Source organism: Serratia sp. M24T3, assembly GCF_000257645.1.
Taxonomy (GTDB): Bacteria; Pseudomonadota; Gammaproteobacteria; order Enterobacterales; family Enterobacteriaceae; genus Rouxiella.
In genome coordinates this window covers 38,252-58,671 of the sequence record NZ_AJHJ01000006.1, presented here as the reverse complement: position 1 = coordinate 58,671, position 20,420 = coordinate 38,252, and the positions used below count along the sequence as shown (strand labels likewise).

19 protein-coding genes are annotated in these 20,420 nt (G+C 51.8%); 9 read left to right on the top strand and 10 right to left on the bottom strand.

The features are described from left to right. Window positions 1-7 precede the first annotated feature (7 nt). From SPM24T3_RS07190 to SPM24T3_RS07180, 3 genes are read left to right on the top strand one after another with little or no spacing between them, the layout of a single operon-like run. On the top strand, window positions 8-1,084 hold the full coding sequence (locus tag SPM24T3_RS07190; RefSeq protein ID WP_009636064.1) for an ABC transporter ATP-binding protein: 1,077 nt from the start codon (window positions 8-10) through the stop codon (window positions 1,082-1,084). Next, window positions 1,081-2,277, top strand: a complete 1,197-nt coding sequence (locus tag SPM24T3_RS07185) for an amidohydrolase family protein (protein WP_009636063.1) — start codon at window positions 1,081-1,083, stop codon at window positions 2,275-2,277. The genes SPM24T3_RS07190 and SPM24T3_RS07185 overlap by 4 nt, the downstream gene beginning before the upstream one ends. Beyond that, complete coding sequence (locus tag SPM24T3_RS07180) at window positions 2,265-3,758, top strand: chlorohydrolase family protein (RefSeq protein WP_237712993.1); 1,494 nt, start codon at window positions 2,265-2,267, stop codon at window positions 3,756-3,758. Before SPM24T3_RS07185 ends, SPM24T3_RS07180 begins: the two co-directional genes overlap by 13 nt. A gap of 47 nt (window positions 3,759-3,805) precedes the next feature. Here SPM24T3_RS07180 and SPM24T3_RS07175 read toward each other — a convergent pair whose 3' ends face one another. Further along, the gene (locus SPM24T3_RS07175; RefSeq protein ID WP_009636061.1) at window positions 3,806-4,204 is read right to left on the bottom strand and encodes a nuclear transport factor 2 family protein; all 399 of its coding nucleotides are present in this window, start codon (window positions 4,202-4,204) and stop codon (window positions 3,806-3,808) included. Window positions 4,205-4,386: 182 nt separating this feature from the next. Between SPM24T3_RS07175 and SPM24T3_RS07170 the strand changes: the two genes are divergently transcribed. Continuing rightward, window positions 4,387-5,667: an amidohydrolase family protein gene (locus SPM24T3_RS07170; protein WP_009636060.1), complete on the top strand. Its 1,281-nt coding sequence runs from the start codon at window positions 4,387-4,389 to the stop codon at window positions 5,665-5,667. Between the two features lie 19 nt (window positions 5,668-5,686). Here SPM24T3_RS07170 and SPM24T3_RS07165 read toward each other — a convergent pair whose 3' ends face one another. After that, window positions 5,687-6,382: a GntR family transcriptional regulator gene (locus tag SPM24T3_RS07165; protein ID WP_009636059.1), complete on the bottom strand. Its 696-nt coding sequence runs from the start codon at window positions 6,380-6,382 to the stop codon at window positions 5,687-5,689. A gap of 177 nt (window positions 6,383-6,559) precedes the next feature. Between SPM24T3_RS07165 and SPM24T3_RS07160 the strand changes: the two genes are divergently transcribed. Beyond that, window positions 6,560-7,162, top strand: a complete 603-nt coding sequence (locus SPM24T3_RS07160) for a hypothetical protein (RefSeq protein ID WP_009636058.1) — start codon at window positions 6,560-6,562, stop codon at window positions 7,160-7,162. 13 nt (window positions 7,163-7,175) lie between these two features. On the opposite strand, the gene SPM24T3_RS07155 is transcribed toward SPM24T3_RS07160, so the two are convergent. From SPM24T3_RS07155 to SPM24T3_RS07130, 6 genes are all read right to left on the bottom strand, one after another. After that, on the bottom strand, window positions 7,176-7,775 hold the full coding sequence (locus tag SPM24T3_RS07155) for a pentapeptide repeat-containing protein (RefSeq protein ID WP_009636057.1): 600 nt from the start codon (window positions 7,773-7,775) through the stop codon (window positions 7,176-7,178). Between the two features lie 305 nt (window positions 7,776-8,080). Beyond that, window positions 8,081-8,731, bottom strand: coding sequence for an SDR family oxidoreductase (locus SPM24T3_RS07150; protein WP_009636056.1), 651 nt, complete (start codon window positions 8,729-8,731; stop codon window positions 8,081-8,083). 104 nt (window positions 8,732-8,835) lie between these two features. Beyond that, window positions 8,836-10,569 carry an iron ABC transporter permease gene (locus SPM24T3_RS07145; RefSeq protein WP_009636055.1) on the bottom strand — a complete coding sequence of 578 codons (1,734 nt, stop codon included), beginning with the start codon at window positions 10,567-10,569 and terminating at the stop codon, window positions 8,836-8,838. 63 nt (window positions 10,570-10,632) lie between these two features. Next, window positions 10,633-11,634 carry an ABC transporter substrate-binding protein gene (locus SPM24T3_RS07140; protein ID WP_009636054.1) on the bottom strand — a complete coding sequence of 334 codons (1,002 nt, stop codon included), beginning with the start codon at window positions 11,632-11,634 and terminating at the stop codon, window positions 10,633-10,635. Between the two features lie 45 nt (window positions 11,635-11,679). After that, window positions 11,680-12,747, bottom strand: coding sequence for an ABC transporter ATP-binding protein (locus SPM24T3_RS07135; protein WP_009636053.1), 1,068 nt, complete (start codon window positions 12,745-12,747; stop codon window positions 11,680-11,682). A gap of 270 nt (window positions 12,748-13,017) precedes the next feature. Further along, on the bottom strand, window positions 13,018-13,899 hold the full coding sequence (locus tag SPM24T3_RS07130) for an NAD(P)-dependent oxidoreductase (protein WP_009636052.1): 882 nt from the start codon (window positions 13,897-13,899) through the stop codon (window positions 13,018-13,020). A 213-nt stretch (window positions 13,900-14,112) separates the two neighbouring features. On the opposite strand from SPM24T3_RS07130, the gene SPM24T3_RS07125 reads away from it, so the two are divergent. The 3 genes from SPM24T3_RS07125 to SPM24T3_RS07115 all read left to right on the top strand — a co-directional run bounded on the left by SPM24T3_RS07125 (window position 14,113) and on the right by SPM24T3_RS07115 (window position 17,493). Then, window positions 14,113-14,496 carry a colicin M resistance protein gene (locus tag SPM24T3_RS07125; RefSeq protein ID WP_009636051.1) on the top strand — a complete coding sequence of 128 codons (384 nt, stop codon included), beginning with the start codon at window positions 14,113-14,115 and terminating at the stop codon, window positions 14,494-14,496. 57 nt (window positions 14,497-14,553) lie between these two features. Further along, on the top strand, window positions 14,554-15,237 hold the full coding sequence (locus SPM24T3_RS07120) for an NAD-dependent epimerase/dehydratase family protein (protein WP_009636050.1): 684 nt from the start codon (window positions 14,554-14,556) through the stop codon (window positions 15,235-15,237). A gap of 243 nt (window positions 15,238-15,480) precedes the next feature. Then, window positions 15,481-17,493: a TonB-dependent siderophore receptor gene (locus SPM24T3_RS07115; protein WP_050956143.1), complete on the top strand. Its 2,013-nt coding sequence runs from the start codon at window positions 15,481-15,483 to the stop codon at window positions 17,491-17,493. 64 nt (window positions 17,494-17,557) lie between these two features. Here SPM24T3_RS07115 and SPM24T3_RS07110 read toward each other — a convergent pair whose 3' ends face one another. Both SPM24T3_RS07110 and SPM24T3_RS07105 read right to left on the bottom strand, forming a co-directional pair. After that, window positions 17,558-18,682, bottom strand: coding sequence for an ABC transporter substrate-binding protein (locus tag SPM24T3_RS07110; RefSeq protein WP_009636048.1), 1,125 nt, complete (start codon window positions 18,680-18,682; stop codon window positions 17,558-17,560). 47 nt (window positions 18,683-18,729) lie between these two features. Then, complete coding sequence (locus SPM24T3_RS07105) at window positions 18,730-19,290, bottom strand: GNAT family N-acetyltransferase (protein WP_009636047.1); 561 nt, start codon at window positions 19,288-19,290, stop codon at window positions 18,730-18,732. 101 nt (window positions 19,291-19,391) lie between these two features. Between SPM24T3_RS07105 and SPM24T3_RS07100 the strand changes: the two genes are divergently transcribed. Then, entirely contained in the window at window positions 19,392-20,327 is a 936-nt protein-coding gene (locus tag SPM24T3_RS07100) for a LysR family transcriptional regulator (RefSeq protein WP_009636046.1), read from the top strand. The last annotated feature ends 93 nt before the right edge of the window (window positions 20,328-20,420 follow it).

Genomic DNA, 20,420 nt, shown 5'->3' with positions numbered 1-20,420 from the left:
AGCCACGATGAATATCATGAAACACGTTGTACCGCTGACTGCCGTGGCCCCAGAACAGACGGCAGCGGTTGGTCAATCGCCTCACACCCTGATGCAGGTTGAAGATCTGCACATCAGCTTCGAAATGGGCACCGGTGGCCTGTTTACACGCCAACCCAAACAGCGCTTGCAGGCAGTGAGAGGGATAAGCTTTAGTGTGAAACAGGGCGAAACTTTCAGCCTGGTCGGCGAATCAGGCTGCGGAAAATCAACCGTAGCTCGCGCGCTGGCCGGTCTTTATGCTCCGACGCAGGGGAAGATTTTCCATGCGGGCAAAGCGCTAAATCCGGGAGAGACTTCACCTGGCCGTGGCATTCAGATGATTTTTCAGGACCCCTACGCCAGCCTGAATCCACGCTGGCGCGTCGAACGTATTATTGCCGAACCGCTGCGACTGCAAAATCGCGTGGGTAACACCCGTCAGGCTCGTGGGCAGATTGCCGCGCTGCTGCGCCAGGTCGGGCTTGCCGAAGCGGATATGTTCAAGTTTCCGCATGAGTTTTCCGGCGGCCAGCGGCAGCGTATTTCTATCGCCCGCGCCCTTGCCACCCAGCCAGATTTCCTTATCTGCGACGAGCCGACTTCGGCGCTAGATGTTTCAGTTCAGGCACAAGTGCTTAATTTGATGAGCGATTTACAAGATTCGCTCGGTCTGACCTACTTTTTTATCAGTCACAATATGTCGGTCATCGCGCATATTTCCGATCGCGTGGGGGTAATGTATTTGGGGCGCATCGTGGAACTGGGGCCGGTTGACGAGATTTTCCGCCAGCCGGGACACCCCTATACCCGAATGCTGATTGACGCCATCCCCAAAATTGAGCAACCAAGCCAAACGCGTAGCGGAATTTCGGGTGAGATGCCTAGCGCGCTCTCGCCGCCATCGGGCTGTGCGTTTCATCCGCGCTGCCCGCAGGCGACTGATATTTGTCGTCAGGTTGCGCCGCCAGTGCACGCCATGTCCGAGCTTCACCAGATTGAATGTCACCATCCGGCCGCCACGGCGCGCCCTTCTTTACAGGTTATAACAGGAGAAAATCGATGAGCTCGTCTTTACTTTTAAAGCAGGTCCGCCCGTTTAACGGCACTGAGACAGTAGACGTATTAATCAAGGATGGAACGATCGTTGAAATCGGCGCCAGTATTTCCAGCATTTCCGCGCAGACAGAGATTATCGAGGGCAATAATCAGCTATTACTGCCCGGTTTTATCGACGGCCACGCCCACATTGATAAAAGTCTCTGGGGACGCGAATGGTACGAAAACGACGTGCCGCGAAATTTACCGGCAATTATCGCCAACGAGCGCGCCTATCGCCGCGAACATCATCCTGATCCACAGCTGCAGTCTGAACGAATTGCGCGGCATTGCATCAGCCGCGGTACTTCTTTTATTCGCACACACATTGACGTTGATAATGAAATTGGCGTCAGTCATGTCGAGGGCGTGCTGGAAACCAGAGAGAAGCTGGCCCACGCGATTGATATCGAGACCGTTGCCTTCCCGCAAAGTGGTATTTTAGAAAACCCAGGCGCGGAAAAATATCTTGAGCAGGCGCTGATCCTCGGTGCGGACTATATCGGCGTACTCGACCCGTGTACCTATGAAAAAGATCCCATTGCCCACCTGAATATTATTTTCCGGCTGGCGGCAAAATACGATAAAGGGGTTGATATTCACCTGCACGAGCGCGGCGAAGTTGGCGCGTTCAGCGTGGAGCGCATTTTGGATAAAACCCGTGAGTTTGGCCTCGCCGGGAAGGTCACCATCAGTCACGCATTCTGTCTGGGCATGGTCGAGGCAGATCGGCAGAAATGGTTTGCCGAACAGTTGGCCGAGCTGGGAATTTCGATTGCCACCACGGCTCCGGTTGACGTTGCAGTGCCTCCTTATCTGCTGTTGCGCGAACACGGTGTCGATGTCTGCGCCGGTAACGACGGCATTCGCGATACATGGAGCCCTTATGGCAACGGCGATATGTTGCACCGCGCGATGATGGTTGGGCTGCGTTATCGCTGGCGCAAAGACAGCGAAATGCTTAATGCGCTGGACGCCATCACCTACGGCGGAGCCAGAGTCATGAAACGTGAAAATTACGGCATCGAGGTAGGATGCCACGCCGATCTGGTACTGCTGCCCGCTCGCGTGTTGGCCGAAGCCATTGTGGCACAGCCGATGCCGCGCACGGTTATCAAGCACGGTAAGGTGGTAGCCACCGCTGGTGAGTGTCTGTTCTGATGGCCTCGCAACCGGTTATCCGCATCCGCGCCACCTGGGTTGTAGGTTATCAGGATGGCGATCACCGGCTGTTTTCGCCGGGAGAGGTGGTCTATCAAGGCAGTGTGGTGGTATTTGTCGGCCAGAACTATGTCGGACGGGTCGATGAGGAAATCCACGCCGGAAATACCTTGGTTGGCCCCGGTTTTATCGACCTTGACGCGCTTGGCGATCTGGACACCACGGTGTTGGGATTTGACAATCAGCCGGGTTGGACCAAGGGCCGCGTTGTTGCCGCCGACTGGCAAAGGCGCGACCTGTATTCCCGCGAAGAACTCAACTTTAACAAGCTATATGCCTACACTCAGCTGTTACTGAACGGCATCACCACTGCCATGCCGATAACCTCGATACTGTATCGCCAGTGGGCTGAAGATATCGACGAGTATCGCCACGCGGCAGACGTTGCCGAGTCTCTCGGGCTGCGCGCGTGGCTCGGCCCGGCGTTTATGTCCGGTCATAACGTGGTAGAGGCCGGCGGTCAAATAGGCATGCGTTTCGATGAACAGCGCGGGCTGGCAGGTTTGGAGGACGCAGAACGTTTTATCGAGGAGATGGCGGCTCGCAAGGTGTCGACTTTGCGCGGCTTTCTGGCACCAGACCGTATCGAGGGCTGCACTCCGGGACTATTGGCCGCGCTAAGCGAAACAGCAAAACGCCATGACGTTCCGGTCAGGCTGCACTGCTACCAGAGCGAGCTGGAAGTTAATGAAATCCACCAGCGTTTTCAGGGGCGTTATTCCCTGCAAGTGCTGGCAGATTTTGACCTGCTGCATAAAAAAATGTTACTGCCGCACGGCCAATATCTTGGGGGCAAGTCGGCCACCCGTGACAGCATCACGCGAGACATCCGGCTGCTTGTTGAATCGCAGACCAATCTGGTGCTGTGCCCGCTGGTGTCGGGTCGCCATGCCAAATATCTGGAACAGTATTTGCCGCTGCGCGAGGCGGGCGTGACCATGGGATTAGGCACTGACACCTTCCCGCCGGATATGCTGGCCAATATGCATCTCGGCACGATTTTGAGTCGAGTTGTGACCCAAAACGTGCAGGCTGCCAGCGCGGCCGACTATTATCGCATGGCGACACTGGGAGGAGCCAAAGCCTTGGGCCGCGAGGATCTTGGCCGACTATGCGCGGGTGCACAGGCAGATATCACGCTGATTTCTCTCGACGAACCGGCAATGGGGCAGATTTTTGATCCGATCACCGCGTTAGTCATCAACGGCAATGGCCGCGACGTGCGTGGCGTGATTATTGCCGGTGAAAAAGTCGTGTGGGATCGCCAATTGGTGAAAAGGCAGATTGACCTCGAGCAATTGCATCGGCAGGCTCAACGGCAGTTTGAACGGCTGATGGCGACCTACCCTGAGCGCAGCTTTCAGCACCCTCCGCTGGACAAGTTATTTGCCCATTCTTTTACTGTAAATCCCACGACATGACTCGCCCAGTGCCGCCTTGCGCAACTATCGCAAGGCGGCAGCCTGCATCAGGACCGAGAAATCTGCGGTTCCAGAATCCACTCGGCGCTGTCGTTCCACACGTCCATGCGGGTGATTTGGCCGTCGCGGATTTCATAACGATCCAGATAGCGATTTCCGGCGAACGCGCGGCCATCAGGCCATTCACCGTAAAGCGTGCCGTTGGAGTAAACCACCAGGTGATCGCCCTTGTCCATGCAGTCATATTGGCCGATAGATTTTTTTACCCAGGCATAGCGCGACTTATTGAAAGCCGTGATGTGGTGCGCATCCGGCATGACGCGCTTGCCGGTAAACGTGATCACTACATCCGTAGCCATAAAGGTCGCCGCCTTAACGGGATCGGGCGTCATGGAGGCGGCTAGAAAATTGCTAACAATCTCTACAGCATCATTCGATTTACTCACGTTTAATCTCTCCTGAAAATTAACTTTGGCGAGCCGACGTCTTCTAAAAGTGCATTGACGCACTGCTTAAGTGCAAAAAAATCGGCATATTATGGCATCAGGCCCGTGAAACTGGCATTTTCAACATGGCACCCATATTGCTAGCAAAATACATGACAATGCTAGCAATCAGGATAAAATAAATGCGAGACAATACCAAAAGCCTAAAAATAATTAACGTTCGTTTGCCTTCGTCAGCGAATTTGCCTGTCAGTTTGATGGTGGAAAACGGTTTCTTCGTGGCCTCTCTCTCGCCAGAGGGTCAACAAAACGCCGCGACCTTAGATTTACAGGGAAAACTGCTGCTGCCCGGTTTGGTCGAAACGCATCTTCATCTTGATAAAGCCTGCATTCTTTCACGCTGTGACCTGCAAGCAGGCACTGTGCTTGAGGCGGTGGAACAAACTCGACTCGCCAAACAACAGTTTAGCGAGGAGGATATTTATCAACGGGGTGCCAGCGTGCTGGATAAGGCGATCGTTCAGGGAACAACCCATATTCGTACTCACGTCGAGCTGGACCCGCAGATTAAATTGCAGGGATTTAACGCGATCAAGCGGTTACAGCGGGATTACGCCTGGGCGATTACGCTGGAAATTTGCGTTTTTCCTCAGGAGGGGATGCTAAATAACCCCGGCACCGAAGCACTATTGCGACAGGCGCTGGAACAAGGTGCTACGGTGCTGGGCGGCTGCCCTTATACTGACAGTTCGCCCGCCGGGCAGATTGAGCGGCTGTTTGAGATGGCGGTAGAATATGACTGCTGCCTCGATTTTCATTTGGATTTCGATCTTTCGCCAATGGGGATGACTTTACCGCAGGTGATTGAATGTACGCATAGATTTAACCGACATGGCCGCGTTACCGTCGGGCACGTCACCAAACTCTCTGCCTTGCCTTGGGAGCAAGTCGCTGTAATCGGCGAGCAAATGGCCGCTGCCGGAGTGAGTATTACCTCCTTACCTTCCACCGACCTGTTTCTTACTGGCCGCGAGCATTACCACAATCGCCCACGAGGGTTGGCACCTCTGGCTCAACTGGATCAATGCGGAGTGGTGTGTTCACTTTCGAGTAATAACATTGCAAATCCATTCACTCCTTACGGCGACGCATCACTGGTGCGGCAGGCAAATCTGTTTGCCAATGTCAGTCAACTGGCGACAGAAGCAGAATTGCTGCGCTGTCTGGCGTGGATCTCGACCGAGTCAGCACGTTTACTGCGTTTAAAAGATTATGGACTGACGCCGGGATGCCGAGCAGATTTTGTCGTGTTTGACGTGGCAGGCCCTTCAGCCGTCGTGGCTGAAATTGCCCCGCCGCTGATGGGTTTTAAAGCAGGGGTGAAAACTTTCCACCGGCCCCATGCAGAAATATATGCCCCCCGAGATTTCAGGGGCAGACTTTTAACACTAAAAGGATTTTGATAAAAAAAGGTTAGCGGCTTTAAAGGTCGGCTAGGGCTTGACGAAGATTGACCTCGCTGCTGGACTGGTCTTCAAGTTCTAATTGCGCTTCCAGCTCTTCGAGGTGTTCAAGCATTACTGCCACTGCCTGCTCATTATCACCGGCTTCCAGCGCCGTAATGATGGCCTGATGTTCGTCAGACTGACAGGACGGCACATCATTTCGCTGATAAAGCGCGACAATAAGCGAGCTGCGAACCATCAGGTTGCCCAATACCTCACTGAGCACTTCATTGCCGCAAATTTCACCCAGCATCAAGTGGAATTCACTGAGTTCACGCACTATCGCGCGACGATCGGTGGAGTCGGTGGCTTCACGCTCATTGCGTAAATGCGTGGAAATTCGGTTACGATGGCGTCGAATCAGTTCTGGCGTGATGGTCTCGACAATCGCCCTTTCAATGGCCCGGCGAGCAACAAATATTTCGCGCGCCTCTTTTGCTGTCGGTTGCGATACCATCGCACCGCGATTTGGCTCAATATCCACAATACGCTGCATCGCCAAACGCTGTAATGCCACCTGAACGTGGTTACGGTTGGCATTTAATGCTTCAACAATTTGCGCTTCAATAAGGCGCGCCCCCGGGCGAAGCCGATGCTGGGCAATAGCTTTGGAAAGAACATCTACTATGCGCTTAACTTCAAGTTGCTTGGCCGTAGTCGTATTATTGCTCATTGCATCCCCAATATATGAAACGTCCTACAATGACCAATTCTATGTTCAGCGTCATGTTTCATGCAAGCTTTGCTGAATATTACGGCTAGTCAGATACTCTGCTGCGCACACTTTGATCAGTATTAAATCTTTCAGCTACGTACCATGCGCGATAATTTTTGTTTACGGAATAAGACCATGCAAAATCCAATAATAAAACAATTTATTACTTTTCTGATCCTGGCGGTGTGTGCAGCGTTTTCTGCCGGGGTATTACTTTTCGATGTTGTGGGTCTGGGCGATCAGGTTAAAGAGATTTCTGCCACAGAAATAATTCAGGAGATTTTTCTGCTGGCTACCGCCGCATTATTTTTCATTCAATCACGCAAGCACAAAAATTTGCGCGGGGGATTTATCCTCGCCGCCGGTTTTTTTGGCTGTATGCTGATTCGTGAGCTTGATGCGCTGTTTGATTATATTCATCTTGGTGCCTGGGTTTATTTTGCCAGCATGTTAGCGATATATTCATTATGTTGGGCAGCAACAACGCCGAAAACCACGCTTAATGGCCTTTATGCCCTCGTTGAGGATGAAGCCTTTCCCGTGCTGTTGTTTGGACTGGTAACTATTCTGGTGTTTTCACGCCTGATGGGCCTGCATTTTATCTGGCAGGCTGCAATTGCGGGGGATCACGTAAAACTGGTTAAGAATTTGGTCGAAGAAGGCATTGAACTGTTTGGTTATACCCTTTGTCTGGCGGCTGCAATGCGCATTAGCTGGGTTAAAAAGACCGGCAAATAAATAGCTATTAGCCTTAGTCAACTAACTCAATGCCCAGACTTTCCAGTAACGAAACCGCCTCCTGACGTGAGAATTTTGCTCGCGCGATGAGATTGTTCATCACGTCGATTTGAAAATCCCAGGAGTCGGTAAAATTCGCTCCGCGCAGGTCGGTGTTATGAAACAAACTGCCGGCCAGGTCGCAATTCACGATCTCTGCGCCGGCAAGATCACACTCCCTGAAATCCACTTCATGTAATATGCATTCGTCCATCTTCATCCCTTGCAACTTAAGGCCGAAAAAGGCGGAATGAGTCAGGATGCTTTTATTAAAACGCAGTTCAGGGTCAAGGTTGAAGGTCGGCCACTGCGCCCGCGTCCAGTCAATGCCGCTGAGCTTGCACTCATTGAAGTCAATTTCATAGAAACGGCTACCCATAATCTCGGCGATGCTGAAGTTGCAGTGATTAAAGGTGCAGTGGGTGAATTTACAGTGCGAAAGCCTGGCAGAAGTAAAGTTGCAATGATTAAAAGTACACTCTTCAAAGCTTGCGTGCTCGGTAACGGATGAGGACACATCAAGCTTATTAAAGATTTTCTCAAAATATTCTGACTCACTAACCCACTGTGACATAGCGCACCTTAATACTTTTATAATTAACCAAACTGACTTCATCTCATTACAAAGGAACTGTAATGCCCAATAGTATAATGTCTGCCATAAAATCTTGTTACCCGATTAAATCTTACAACCTCCGAGAAAGCTATCAATCCACCAAAACTGCAGATCTTCATCAATGTTGGGATAATTGGGAAAACAAAGAGCAAAGCGAACTGGCAAAACCGCGCGGCCAAAAGAACCTATAACCTTGAAAATAACCGCGGCCCTTAACGGGCCACGGTTATTCAATGCCAAAGGGTCAATAGCTCAGCAAAGAGTTACTGACTCACTGCGTCGCGGATCGGCGTGTTGCCGCTGCGCAGTTCCCACTGTTTGCCAATCGATGATTTAGCATCCAGCGCGGCAACCACCACCAGCGCCACATCTTCGCGAGGCACTTCACCCCTGCCCGCATGTTCGGACAGATTGACCAGTCCAATGGCTGAATCGTTGGTCAACGGCCCGGGACGGATAATCGTCCACTCAAGACCACTTTTACGCAGATAAATATCGGCATCACGTTTGGCCTCGACATAAGCCTTCCATACCGGCTCGGTCCCAGGTTTGACGGGTTCATCGACGCCAACTGCCGAAACCTGAATATAGCGAGCAACTCCGGCCTGTTTTGCCGCATCGGCCAACAGCACTGAACCGCCATAGTCTACGGTATGCTTACGCTCTGCCGTCGAACCACCGCCGGCTCCGGCTGCAAACACCACCGCATCAACACCTTTTAGCCCGCTGGCCAGCTGTTGTGCCGTCGCGGATTCAATATCCAGCAATAAACTTTCTGCACCCAGTTTATGAATGTTCGCAATCTGCTCTTCTTTACGCACAATACCTAAAGCCTGATGCCCCTGGAGTTGCAAATGCTTAATAATAAACTGTCCTATTTGACCATGTGCGCCCACGATTGCGACCTTAGCCATAAATCCTCCTTTCACTTTTCTCGGTTTTAAGGTAATCCTTGCAGACTCACCGTTAGGATTAACTGTAGCACATAGGATTTTCAGCCATGAAAGGCATCAGTTTTTCATGCTCGCCAGGGTAAAACACCTTCTGGTAACCGGCGGCCAAACAGTGAGGCCACCAGCAGAATCATTAGACACCCTACCGCCGCCGCCAGCGTTGAAGACCCGCCTTCATCCAGGAAAATTACCATCGGCCCCAGTGTCTGCGTGCTGGAGGTCACCAACAGAATAGAAACCTGAATCTCGTTCAGTGCGGTCAGGAATACCAGGATTGCGCCAGCCATTGCCGACGGGGCCGCCAACGGCAGCAAAATGTCCCACATCCGCCTTATAAACCCAGCGCCGGAAATCTGCGCGGCCTCATCCAGTGAACGGTCTATTTGAGCAAAACCTGCCAGAGTTGGGCGTAACACCAAGGCCAAAAAGTTCGACAAATAGGCCGCCAGAATAATCCACACCGTGCCATAAATGCTGACATTCACCAGCGGCAGCGGCTTGAGGAAAAACAGAATGGCCGCTATGCCGGTAACAATACCCGGCAGTGCATAGGCCAGCTCCGTGGACATTTGCAGCACGCTAACCAGACGGCTGCGCTGCCAGCTGAGAAAATAGGCCAAAAACAACGAAGCCACGGTCAAGATAACCACCGCCATCAGTGTCAGTCCAAGGCTGGTAAAAAACGCCTGATGGATTGCCGGATACCCCCACAATGCGCTGCTGTAGTTGGCGAAGGTCAGAGTTTGCCAGTTTAATGCCTGCCCAAACCCCTGCGTCAGAGAAGTGCTCACCAGAGCCGAAAGTGGCAATAACAGCGTGATGACTACCCATAGCCAGGCAAGGCTTTCCACCGGCAAACGCCATGCCCCCAACGGCTGGCGCAGCGGCTTTGGCGAGCCGTTCACGCGGACATCACGGCGACCGCCAAGATAGCGACTCAACGCCAATCCGCCGAAAGTGATTATCGCAATTAATAATGACAGCACGGCCATATCTGACAGCGCGGAAGGACCGACACTATTGAGCCGCTGGTAGATTAACGTAATCAACGTGGGAACGCGGCCCGGTATGCCGAGCATGGCCTGAATCCCGAAATTACCGGCTGCGGCCACGAACGACAGCGCCGCTCCGGCAAAGATAGCGGGTCGTGCCAACGGCAGGATGACGGTAAAAAGCACTCGCAGTGGCGAAGCACCGGTAATGCGTGCAGCTTCGACCAAGTCGGCAGGCAGTTGGCGCAAACCCGCGCGAACGGTGAGAAAGACCAGTGGCGCATTGTGCAATCCCAGCAACAAAACGATTCCACCGGCAGAATAGAGTGGCTGATGATTGCCGATCGCAATTTTCCATCCCAGACTGCGGCACAGAGCTTCAAGCCCCGTCAGCAGCAGGCCTGAGGGTGACAGCGCCTGAACCCACGCCAAGGCAATCACCTGCGGCGGGATCATCAACGGCAAGATAAAGGCAAAAACCCATAGCTGTTTGGCGCGCAGGTGGGTCAGCGCGACCAGCAATGCCGCCAGCGTCCCGGTAAGTATCGCCAAAAGTGTTGCTGCGAGGGCAATGCCCACGGTATTCAGCGTCGCCTGCAACACTTTTTGCGTCGCAATAAGCCGTAATAAGCGATTCAGGTCCAGCGTTCCTGCTGGCGCGATAGCGGCCCAAATAAGTCGAGATAACGGTGCTATCGATAAAATACCAATCATCAACGCCAGTAACCATAATACCGCCCGATCGCTGCGCCATCGTGAAAGACGCCGAAAGGCAACCGAGCGGGTAATCTCACCTATTACACTCATAACTTTCTCTATAATCTCATAAAGTTAACGCTGGCATCTTCCAAAAACCCTTAACAATCCCGCTTAGCCACCGAAAATCTCGGTGAATTTATTTCTGACCTGCCGATCATCATTTACCGCTTTATCGGCATCCAGTGTCAGCAGCTTGATTTTATCGAGCGGTGTAAATCCGGCTGGCGCGGCAACACTGGCATCAATTGGCCGATTACCCTGTTTCACCACCAGTTGTTGACCCTGTTTTGAAAGCAGGAAATTCACGAAGGCTTTGGCCGCAGGAATATTGTGTGCAGACGATAAAATAGCCACGGGTTCAGTGACAAAAGACACGCCCTCTTTGGGATAAATCAGGTCAATCGGCGAGCCTTTCTGCCTGGCGAGAATAATGTCGGCGTCGGTTATCATGCCGTATTTATCTACACCGCTGGCGACGGCTTTCAGCGCCGGGCCGTTGCCGCCCTCGGGACTTATGCCATTGTTGGCGAGTTTTTGGTAAAACTCCCAGCCGATGTCCGGGGTGTTAATCGCGGTGTGCAAATTATACAAGGCCGCCCCGGAATACAGCGGGCTGGGAACTGCCACTTGCCCTTTATTGGCGGGATCGGTCAACGCCATCCATGAATCTACCGGCTTGGCATTTTTAGTGTTGTAGCCAATCACGGTGGCGATAATTTTGGTGCCGAACCAAGTTTTGTCCTTGTCATAGAAGTTCGGACTAATATTGCCGACCGGTGCCTGCGGGTAAGCCATCAGTTTGCCTTCTTTCTTTAGCGCGCCGAGGTTTATCGAGTCAGCCACCAGCAGAACATCAGGCTTTACTTCCCCGGCCATCATCTCTGTTTGCAGCACGTTCATCAGCTGCGTTGTGCCATTGCGCGACCACTCGACCTGTAGCGAGGGATAGGCTGCTTTAAAAGCGTCGATGGTTTGCTGGGCGATTTCCGGTGCCTGCGAGGTGTAAATGACCAGTTTCCCGCTCACTGCCTCGTCGGCACGGGCGAGGAAAGGGGTCAATAGCCCAGTGGAAATCAGCAGTGCGATCTTGGCGATTTTTTTAATTTTGCGCATAACCCTGTCCTTAAAATAAAAGAAAAGTAATGATTAACTCACGATTTAATCAGGAATAACCCATCCGTCATTAAGGGTTAGCCACAGGCTATCGCCTACCGCCAAGCCACTGACATTGGCAAGATGTAACGCCAACGGCTGTGAGGCGTTGCCATCTGGTTCTACGTCCAGTTGGCTATAACCGCCGCGGTAGATAATACGTTTAATTCTTGCGCCAAAGCCCTGCTCATCGTTTCGCGCCACCCGTAATGAGGAGGCGTGAACACAGACTTTTCCTCGCCCCGCGGCCTGCTGCCCAGGACTTGCGCGCAGCCGATACTCAGTGCCAAACAGCATGACATCTGCCATGCCGTGGCCACGCGGGCGGATATTTTCCACTTCGATGATGCGGCCATCATCGATAAATCGAGCGACCATCTCATTGGCCGGTTCGAGGTACAGAGTTTGCGGGGTGGCAAACTGCATGATTTTTCCGGCATTCATAACCACCACCCGATCGGCAATTGCCATCGCTTCATGCTGATCGTGAGTGATATAAAGCAACGTCGCGGCAGTATGACGATGGAATTGAGCAAACTCTTCTTCCATGGCGGCTCGCAAATGTACGTCAAGATTCGCCAGCGGCTCATCGAGCAATACCACGGAAGGCTGTGCGACCAGGCATCGCGCCAGTGCTACCCTTTGCCGCTGGCCTCCGGAAAGATCGGCCGGACGGCGATTGCCAAACTCGCTCAATCCAACCTGTTCCAGGGCGCAAGCCGTGCGCTGGGCACGTTCAAACGCATTAACGCCATTAACTTTAAGGCTATAGGCGACGTTTTCTTCCACCGACATGTGTGGCCACAAGGCATAGTTTTGGAACACGATCGCAAGCTGGCGTTGTTCTGGAGGAAGATGCCGCTCCGGGGTTGAGACCGTGTTGCCACCGATTTTAATGTTACCTTCGTCGATCGGTTCAAATCCGGCAATCGTGCGCAGCAGCGTGGTTTTGCCACAGCCCGAGGGGCCCAATACCACGACAAACTCACCGTGATGAATCTGCAACGACACGTTATCGAGCACTTTTTTGCCGTCGAAAGACTTGGTTAACTGATTAATTTCTATTGAAGACATCAATAATGCATCCCGCACAGAATCGGCCCTTGAAGGGGCAGAGAAAGTTAAAGCAACGGGATTAAGCTAACGAGCTTAAATGACGGTTTTATTAATGCGAGGTGACAGTTCCAATTGCAACCTGAGGAACGCCTGAGTGAGGCCTGAGTCACTATGAGATCTGATAATGCCGTAAGGGAAGCTGAGGAAGATCTGAGGAAAACCTGAAAAAGTTGTGATGATAAGGCTCGTTGCTGCGCCGCCGGCAGAATAAGGCGGCGCTAAAATTTTTTACTTGTTTTGGCTACCCAGATAGCGGTAAACCACCGACAGGTCGCTGTCACCGTATCCGGCATCGACCACTTTTTGCCAGGTATTACTGATGTTTTGCATCAGCGGCAAGGTGCGCGAACCACTGGCTTTCAGTGCCAGATTGATGTCTTTAAGCGCCCAGGTCAGCTGCATCTGCGGCGTGTAATCATCGGTTTTGAACATTTCCATTTTGCCCTTGATATAAGGCACGGCCAGTGGACCGCCGTCGAGCACGTTCCAAAGCTCATCCGTGGTAAAGCCCAGTTCTTGCGCCAGCTGCGAACTTTCGGCAATCCCTTCCACCATTGAAATCAGCCAGGCATTAACGACCAGCTTCATTTTCGAGGCTCTACCCGCTTCGCCGAGCCATTTTACACCCTTGGAGATAGCCGCAAATACCGGCTCGACCGCCGCGCCTTTTTCGCGATCGCCGCTGGCCAGCACCACGATTTGCGCCTGCTCGGCAGGCGCTTTGGTGCCAGAAACTGGCGCGTCAAAGAACACAACGTCAGGGCGTTGTTTTTTCAGCTGAGCGATCAGTTCATCGGTAGCTTCGACTCCGATGGTCCCCATTTGTACCACGATCCCGCCCTGTTTCAGGCCAGCGAGAATACCATCTTCCCCGTTGAGAACAGACTGAGTGGTTTTACCGTCGGCCAACATGGCGATCACCACATCAACGCCTTCAACGGTTTCACGCGGCGTTTTACCCGCCACGGCTCCGGCCTTGACCAAATCGTCGCCCTTGGAAGCAGTGCGGTTCCAGACGCGGGTTGTAAAACCCTTTTTAATCAGGTTAGCGGCGAATGCGTGCCCCATGGCACCCAATCCCAATACTGCGACGCTAGGTTGCTGACTCATATCCAACTCCTTATAAATACGGCAATGTCGGTCTAAATTGATGGATTAATCTAACTAAAAGGCTAGCACGTAGGGCAGGATATTTAACGTTGAATTTGTTTGTAAATGCGAATCAGGCATTAAAAAATCCTCCTGCCGTTTCACTCCCTCTTTCTTTATCGTACTCTTGGCGGGTAAATTTTTGTTATTTGTCAGTAAGACTCAGGAGTTAATGTGATTGGAAAGACGGGTAAAATGGTTTTAGGCACCATGGTTTGTGTGGTTTTTGTGATGGTGGTATTGACGCTGGGTATGACTTATATCTATCCAACTTACATGCAACGCACTACGCCACAGGCCTGCACCAGCTTAACGCCGCAAAACGCAATGGACTTGATCACCCGTGATTATATGCAAAACAAACTGCCTAACTGGGGCAACGATAAAGACAACCTTGGTACAGAAGTTCCTAGTCTGGCATTTATTGCCGATACCGTAAAAGATGATAAAGGCACTTACATTATTCCATTCAGCGCCAAGGGCCCTGACGGCACACTGAAATATCTGGCTCATCTGAACTGTACAAATAAATACATCAAATACGATACTGTCGATTAACAGTCACGCCGTCAGACGACGGCGTGTACGCCGCCCTCCAGCTTGTAGAGGTTCATGATGCGAATTCTGATTTTAGGTGCCACGGGAATGGTGGGTCAGGGAGTTTTGCGCGAAACTCTGCTGGCCAAAGACGTCAGTGAGGTTATCTCATTGGCAAGATCGCCGGTCGAGCCGTTACCGCCTGGCGATCCCGCTCACAAACTTACCCAGCTTGTACACCGCGACCTCTTCGACCTCGACAGCTTTATTCCTCAATTAACCAATCTTGATGCCTGTTTCTTCTGCCTGGGCGTGTCGTCGCTGGGGATGAGCGAAGCCGATTACTCGCACATTACCTATGACTTGACTCTATCGGTTGCGAAAATGCTGTTGCCGCATAACCCAATGATGACTTTCGTTTACGTCTCGGGTGCTGGCACCGATAGCACTGAGAAAGGGAAAAGCATGTGGGCGCGAGTCAAGGGAAAGACCGAAAATGCGCTGCTGGATATGCCGTTCAAGGCGACTTATTTGTTCCGGCCGGGCGTTATCCAACCGCTACACGGTGTGAAATCGAAAACCAAAGCCTATCGCCTGCTGTACCCGCTTATGTGGCCATTTATTACCGTCTTGAAGCCATTGATGCCCGGCGTTATCTTGACTACCGAAAATGTTGCTTTCGCGATGCTCAACGCCGCCAGACTGTGTGAAGGCGATAAGATCATGGAATCCAAAGATATCTATCAACTCAGTAGAAGATAAATAAATGTAAATAATCGTTTAAAAGTTTTGAAATGGTAATTAGAATGCAAAGCGTTATCATTTGCATTTTCAGGGATTACTATTTTGAACTGTCTATCCAATTATAAAAAAAACGCAACACGCAGTGCCGCTGGCCAACGTTTTACCCCCAAATATTGTAAACCTAGCCTGATCGCACTGGCTATTCTGCACTGCTCCCCGCTGCTGGCGGCCACCAGCGATGCCGATAATTCTGCCTCGCTGATGACCATCACCGCCAATGCAGACGATGATGCCGCTGTAGAGTACGGCGCAACGCAGGCATCGACCGCCAACAAAAATAACACTCCGCTCAACGAAACCCCGCAGTCTGTCAGTGTCGTCACCGGCTCGATGATCGAAGATTATCAAGTGACTTCGCTGGACGATGCGATGAAGTTTGTCAGTGGCGTCACCCAGGGCAACACGCTGGGCGGTACTGAAGATGGCTTCGTAAAACGCGGCTTCGGAGCCAACAGCGACGGCTCCATCCTGCTCGACGGCGTGCGCAGTAATCAGGGTCTGGCGTTCGATTCAACCATTGATCATGTAGAAGTATTGAAAGGTTCTGCATCGCTGCTTTACGGCATCCAGAATCCCGGTGGCGTGATCAACATGATCAGTAAAAAGCCACAATACCAATGGAATACTCGCGTCAGCGGACGCACCGGCGGATCCGGCGGCGGCTCGGGAACCCTCGATGTGACTGGGCCGTTGGGCAACGGCTTTGCCTTTAGGTTGATAGCCGAACGACAATCGGAAGACTATTGGCGAAATTTTGGTAAAAATCAGCATACCCTGCTAGCCCCTTCACTGAGCTGGTTTGGCGAGAAAGCCAGTTTTAATATTAGTTATGAAGAGTTTAAATACGACGTGCCTTACGACCGCGGCACGGCGTTTATCAACGGCAAACCGTTAGACATCCCCTACAAAGAGCGAATCGACGAAGCGGCCAACCACGCCTGGGGAAAAAATAAACGCCTGAACACCACTTGGGAATACGAGCTTGGCCCTGACTGGAAAACCCGTTTGTCCTATGCCTGGATGCAGCGCCGCTATGACAGCAATGAGGTCCGCGCCACTGCTATCAACACCACCACCGGAGCGGTCACGCGCCGCGCCGACGCCAACCGGGGCTTCAATCACCAAACCAGCCTGACCTCGTGGGACTGGATTGGCGAACCGCAGGTGTTCGGCATGACTCATGACCTGTTGATTGGCGCAGAATACGAAAAAGTCGAGACCTACAAGCAGTATTCCTATCGCGGCAAAGTTAACTCTGACTTCAATATGTACGATCCGGTTTATCAGGTCGCGCCCATCACCAACAGTTCGACGTATTCAGACAGCAACAGCAATTTACGATCGACAATTTATAATCACTCGATTTATGCCAAGGACAGCATTCATTTCACCGAGCACTGGATTGGGGTCATTGGCGGGCGTTATCAGCACGTCAATCAGAAAGGTTCGCAAGGTTTTGTCACCCCGCTAGAAACGCAGAACTATACCGTGAACAAGTTCCTGCCTCAGGTTGGACTGGTGTACAAGCTCAATGAATCGCTGTCGTTCTATGGCAATGTCAGCAAGTCGTTTACCCCGTCCACCGACGTTGATGACAACGGAACTACCGCGCAGCCCGAGCTGGGCACAACCTATGAAGTGGGCAGTAAGTGGCAGATAACCCCGCGCCTTGATGCCACTTTGGCACTGTATCGTATTGATGAGAAAGACATGTCAGTTTACATCAATGGGGTAACGCGAAATATTCCAAAGGCGCGATCCAGTGGAATAGAGCTGGAAATGAACGGCGAGGTTGCCAAAGACTGGAACCTCAGCGCCAACTACGCCTATGACAAAACCGAGATCGTGAAAGATAATGTTACGCCAGACAACGTTGGCAATCGTCTGGTCAATGCCCCCACGAATATGGGCAGTCTGTATCTCAGTCACACACTGCGCTGGGTGCCGGTTCAGGGCGATATTCGCCTCGGCGGCGGAGCGCGTTATGTCGGTAAACGCGCAGGCGATCCGGAAAACAGCTTCACCATGCCGGCTTACACAGTGGCGGATGCCTTTATCTCGTGGGACAACCAACTGTTAGGCAAACACACCCAGCTACAGCTGAACATCAATAATATTTTCAACAAAGAATACTACACCTCCAGCGCCGGTAACTTGCGCGTCGAGGAAGGTGAGACGCGCAATGTGGTGCTGTCGGCCAGTGTAGATTTCTAGGCAGTATTCTGACCAAGTTTGAAGGCAACCAACGCACTGACGGGAAATTCCGGCAGTGCGTCATTTATTTCGCAGCGGGAAGCTGTGTCCAATAGGTGCCGGTAAGCGGTATCGGTAAAAATTGCTGATACATCTGTTGCAGCGTTTGCTGTGGGTCCAGCGAGGCAAACAGTTGTGGATAAAACGCCTTGGCAAACATTTCTACGTCGAGCAAATGATACGGACTTAGATAAAAATTATGCCACAGGCTGTAGGCTTTGCCGTCTTTCACCGCGCGCAGGCTCGATAAAATTGGCTGCTTCGACATCAGATTTCTAAAACTCTCCTCGGCCTGTTCACGACTGACCAAAGGACCTAGCTGTAAATCATCCGGTTTTTCAGCGCCCGACATGCCGGTCGTCATATAGATATCCGGGTTGGCGATGATAACTGACTCTGGGTTCATCTCGCCGTAAACACCTTTGAACATATTTTTTGCAATGTTCTGACCACCGGCAAACTCCAGTAAATCAGCCAGATTACCCTTGCCCACCGTGGTACAGCAGCTCTCTTTGCGGCCCAGATGCAGTTGCAGCATCACCTTGGGTTTGGGTCCTTTGTAGGTCGCCAACGTGCGGCTGATATATTGCATATGCTGCTGATAAAATTCAATAAATCGACCTGCTTTCTGCTGCGTATTTAGCACCTCGCCCAGCAGCCTGAGACTGGGTACGGTGTTATGCAGCGGGTCAACACGGAAATCGACATAAATAAAAGGGACTTCGGCCTTGGTGAGCTGCGCTTCAACCGTTCCTTCGCTGGAAGGGCGTTTTGCATAGCGCGGCAAAATGACTAAATCAGGTTTGAGCGCCAGGATATTCTCGACGCTCATCTGGTCGTAACTCACCGTGCCGAGCTGAGGAATGGTGGCAATATGAGGGAAAGCCTTAACGTAGAGCTGCCAGCTTTGTGGATCGTAATGCAACATATCGCCCGGCCAACCGACAACGTGCGCCGAGGGATCACCGTTTTCAATCAGTGCCAGACTGTACAACATGCGGCTTTCACCGAGAATAATACGCTGCGGGTTGTCTGGCACCTCGACTTTACGCTGATAGATATCTACCACCGTTTTGGCCTCTACGCCAGACGCCAGCGCCCCGCCGCCTATTGCAATAGTGATGGCTATTGCCCAACTTGAAAAACGCATAAGGCCTCAAAATTCATCTTCAAAGCCTTGGATGATAATGATTATTATTATTTTTCGCAATCAACAGGTGGCGTGGTATCACCTTCACCCAAAGTGCGCTGCATCATGATGGTGTTCACCCAGCGGCCGTGCTTGAATCCGACTCCGGTTAGCTGGCCGATGGTGTGAAAGCCCAACGACTGATGCAGCCTCAGTGAAGCAATGTTTTCGCTGTTTCCAATCACTGCCATCATCTGCCGCCAGCCGCCACGTTCGGCGCGTTCGATAGCCTCGGCCATTAGCCTCTTGCCCAGCCCTTTACCCTGCTGACCCACGGCAATATATACCGAACCTTCAACGGTAAAACGGTAAGCGTAACGCGGTCTATAGGGCGAAAGATAACAATACCCCAGCACTTTGCCCTGCTGGCGCGCAACCAGATACGGCAGACCTTTTTCCAACACCGTTTTGCGACGCTGCTGCATTTCTTCCACCGAGGGCGCTTCAGTTTCAAAGCTGGATAACCCGTGGATAACGTGATGGGCATAAATCGCCTGAACCTCGGCCATATCGGACTCGCTGGCGTCTGCCAGTTCAATCTCCTGCTCGTCGTAACGCGCTGCAAACATAGCTATTTTTCACTCGCTGATTGATTTGAATTAAGAGTAAAGTAAACAGATAACTTAATGTAGCTTTGCAAACTTATCATCATCATAAGAAAAACTTTGCCATGAAACGAATCATCCCGCAAAAACTGAACCTTGAGCAGTTGGCGACTTTCGAACTGGTGGTACTGCACGGCAGCTTTTCTGCCGCGGCCGAGCAGCTGGGTCTGACTCAACCGGCTGTCAGCCTGCAAATTCGTCAGCTGGAAAAATTCTTCAACCTCAAGTTGCTGGAACGCATTGCCAAAAAGATGAAACCCACCTCGGCTGGATTCACCCTGCTGGAACACAATATATTGATAAATAACGCCATTGATGAGGCTTTACAGTCGATGGCAGTCCATGCTCACGAAATCAGTGGGCAAGTCACTCTGGGCACTGGCGCCACCGCCTGCATCCATTTACTGCCGCCGCTGCTTGGTCACTTAAAGCAGCAATGGCCAGAGTTGGACGTCAACGTCAAAATAGGTAATACCGATGAAATGTTGAAAGCGGTCACGGAAAACCGTCTTGATTTGGCACTGGTAACCTTGCCGGCTGCGGGCAACAACCTGTCGATTACGCCAGTGTATGAAGAAAGTTTCGTTGTTATTCAACAGGCACAGCCTCGGCTTTTACTTGATGAAATAACGCCTGAACGGCTGGTCAATCTGCCATTAATATTGTTTGAAAACGGCAGCAGTACGCGGCAGTTGATCGATGACTGGTTTCAGCGGCAGGGTTTGAGGCCGCACCCTATCATGGAACTTGGCAGCGTCGAGGCGATTAAGCAGATGGTGATGGCCGGTTTAGGCGTGAGCATTGTGCCGCAGTTGGCGATGAGTCAGCCTCAAAATTCCAGCCGCCTCTGCTCGCACCCGCTGAATCCGCCTTTAAATCGTCAGCTTGCCGTGGTGCTGCGACAGGATAAACCGCTGAATAAAGCACTTAAGAAAGTGGTGGACGGGCTTTTGGCTCTGGGCGCTCCCAGCATGTTGCCAGCTATAAGTAAAACTGATTAGGTGATGTGAAACTCCTCTTTGCTTCCAGGCGATTAACGGCCCATTATCTTGGCAGGCTTAGGCCAGGGAAGACCGGGTTGAGGCTGTACTTAT

What these genes read in the sequence shown, in the direction of transcription:
- SPM24T3_RS07190 (WP_009636064.1), top strand. Translation starts at nt 8, where the DNA reads ATGAATATCATGAAACACGTTGTACCGCTGACTGCCGTGGCCCCAGAA.
- SPM24T3_RS07185 (WP_009636063.1), top strand. Translation starts at nt 1,081, where the DNA reads ATGAGCTCGTCTTTACTTTTAAAGCAGGTCCGCCCGTTTAACGGCACT.
- SPM24T3_RS07170 (WP_009636060.1), top strand. Translation starts at nt 4,387, where the DNA reads ATGCGAGACAATACCAAAAGCCTAAAAATAATTAACGTTCGTTTGCCT.
- SPM24T3_RS07165 (WP_009636059.1), bottom strand. Translation starts at nt 6,382, where the DNA reads ATGAGCAATAATACGACTACGGCCAAGCAACTTGAAGTTAAGCGCATA.
- SPM24T3_RS07160 (WP_009636058.1), top strand. Translation starts at nt 6,560, where the DNA reads ATGCAAAATCCAATAATAAAACAATTTATTACTTTTCTGATCCTGGCG.
- SPM24T3_RS07155 (WP_009636057.1), bottom strand. Translation starts at nt 7,775, where the DNA reads ATGTCACAGTGGGTTAGTGAGTCAGAATATTTTGAGAAAATCTTTAAT.
- SPM24T3_RS07150 (WP_009636056.1), bottom strand. Translation starts at nt 8,731, where the DNA reads ATGGCTAAGGTCGCAATCGTGGGCGCACATGGTCAAATAGGACAGTTT.
- SPM24T3_RS07145 (WP_009636055.1), bottom strand. Translation starts at nt 10,569, where the DNA reads ATGAGTGTAATAGGTGAGATTACCCGCTCGGTTGCCTTTCGGCGTCTT.
- SPM24T3_RS07140 (WP_009636054.1), bottom strand. Translation starts at nt 11,634, where the DNA reads ATGCGCAAAATTAAAAAAATCGCCAAGATCGCACTGCTGATTTCCACT.
- SPM24T3_RS07135 (WP_009636053.1), bottom strand. Translation starts at nt 12,747, where the DNA reads ATGTCTTCAATAGAAATTAATCAGTTAACCAAGTCTTTCGACGGCAAA.
- SPM24T3_RS07130 (WP_009636052.1), bottom strand. Translation starts at nt 13,899, where the DNA reads ATGAGTCAGCAACCTAGCGTCGCAGTATTGGGATTGGGTGCCATGGGG.
- SPM24T3_RS07120 (WP_009636050.1), top strand. Translation starts at nt 14,554, where the DNA reads ATGCGAATTCTGATTTTAGGTGCCACGGGAATGGTGGGTCAGGGAGTT.
- SPM24T3_RS07115 (WP_050956143.1), top strand. Translation starts at nt 15,481, where the DNA reads ATGACCATCACCGCCAATGCAGACGATGATGCCGCTGTAGAGTACGGC.
- SPM24T3_RS07110 (WP_009636048.1), bottom strand. Translation starts at nt 18,682, where the DNA reads ATGCGTTTTTCAAGTTGGGCAATAGCCATCACTATTGCAATAGGCGGC.
- SPM24T3_RS07105 (WP_009636047.1), bottom strand. Translation starts at nt 19,290, where the DNA reads ATGTTTGCAGCGCGTTACGACGAGCAGGAGATTGAACTGGCAGACGCC.
- SPM24T3_RS07100 (WP_009636046.1), top strand. Translation starts at nt 19,392, where the DNA reads ATGAAACGAATCATCCCGCAAAAACTGAACCTTGAGCAGTTGGCGACT.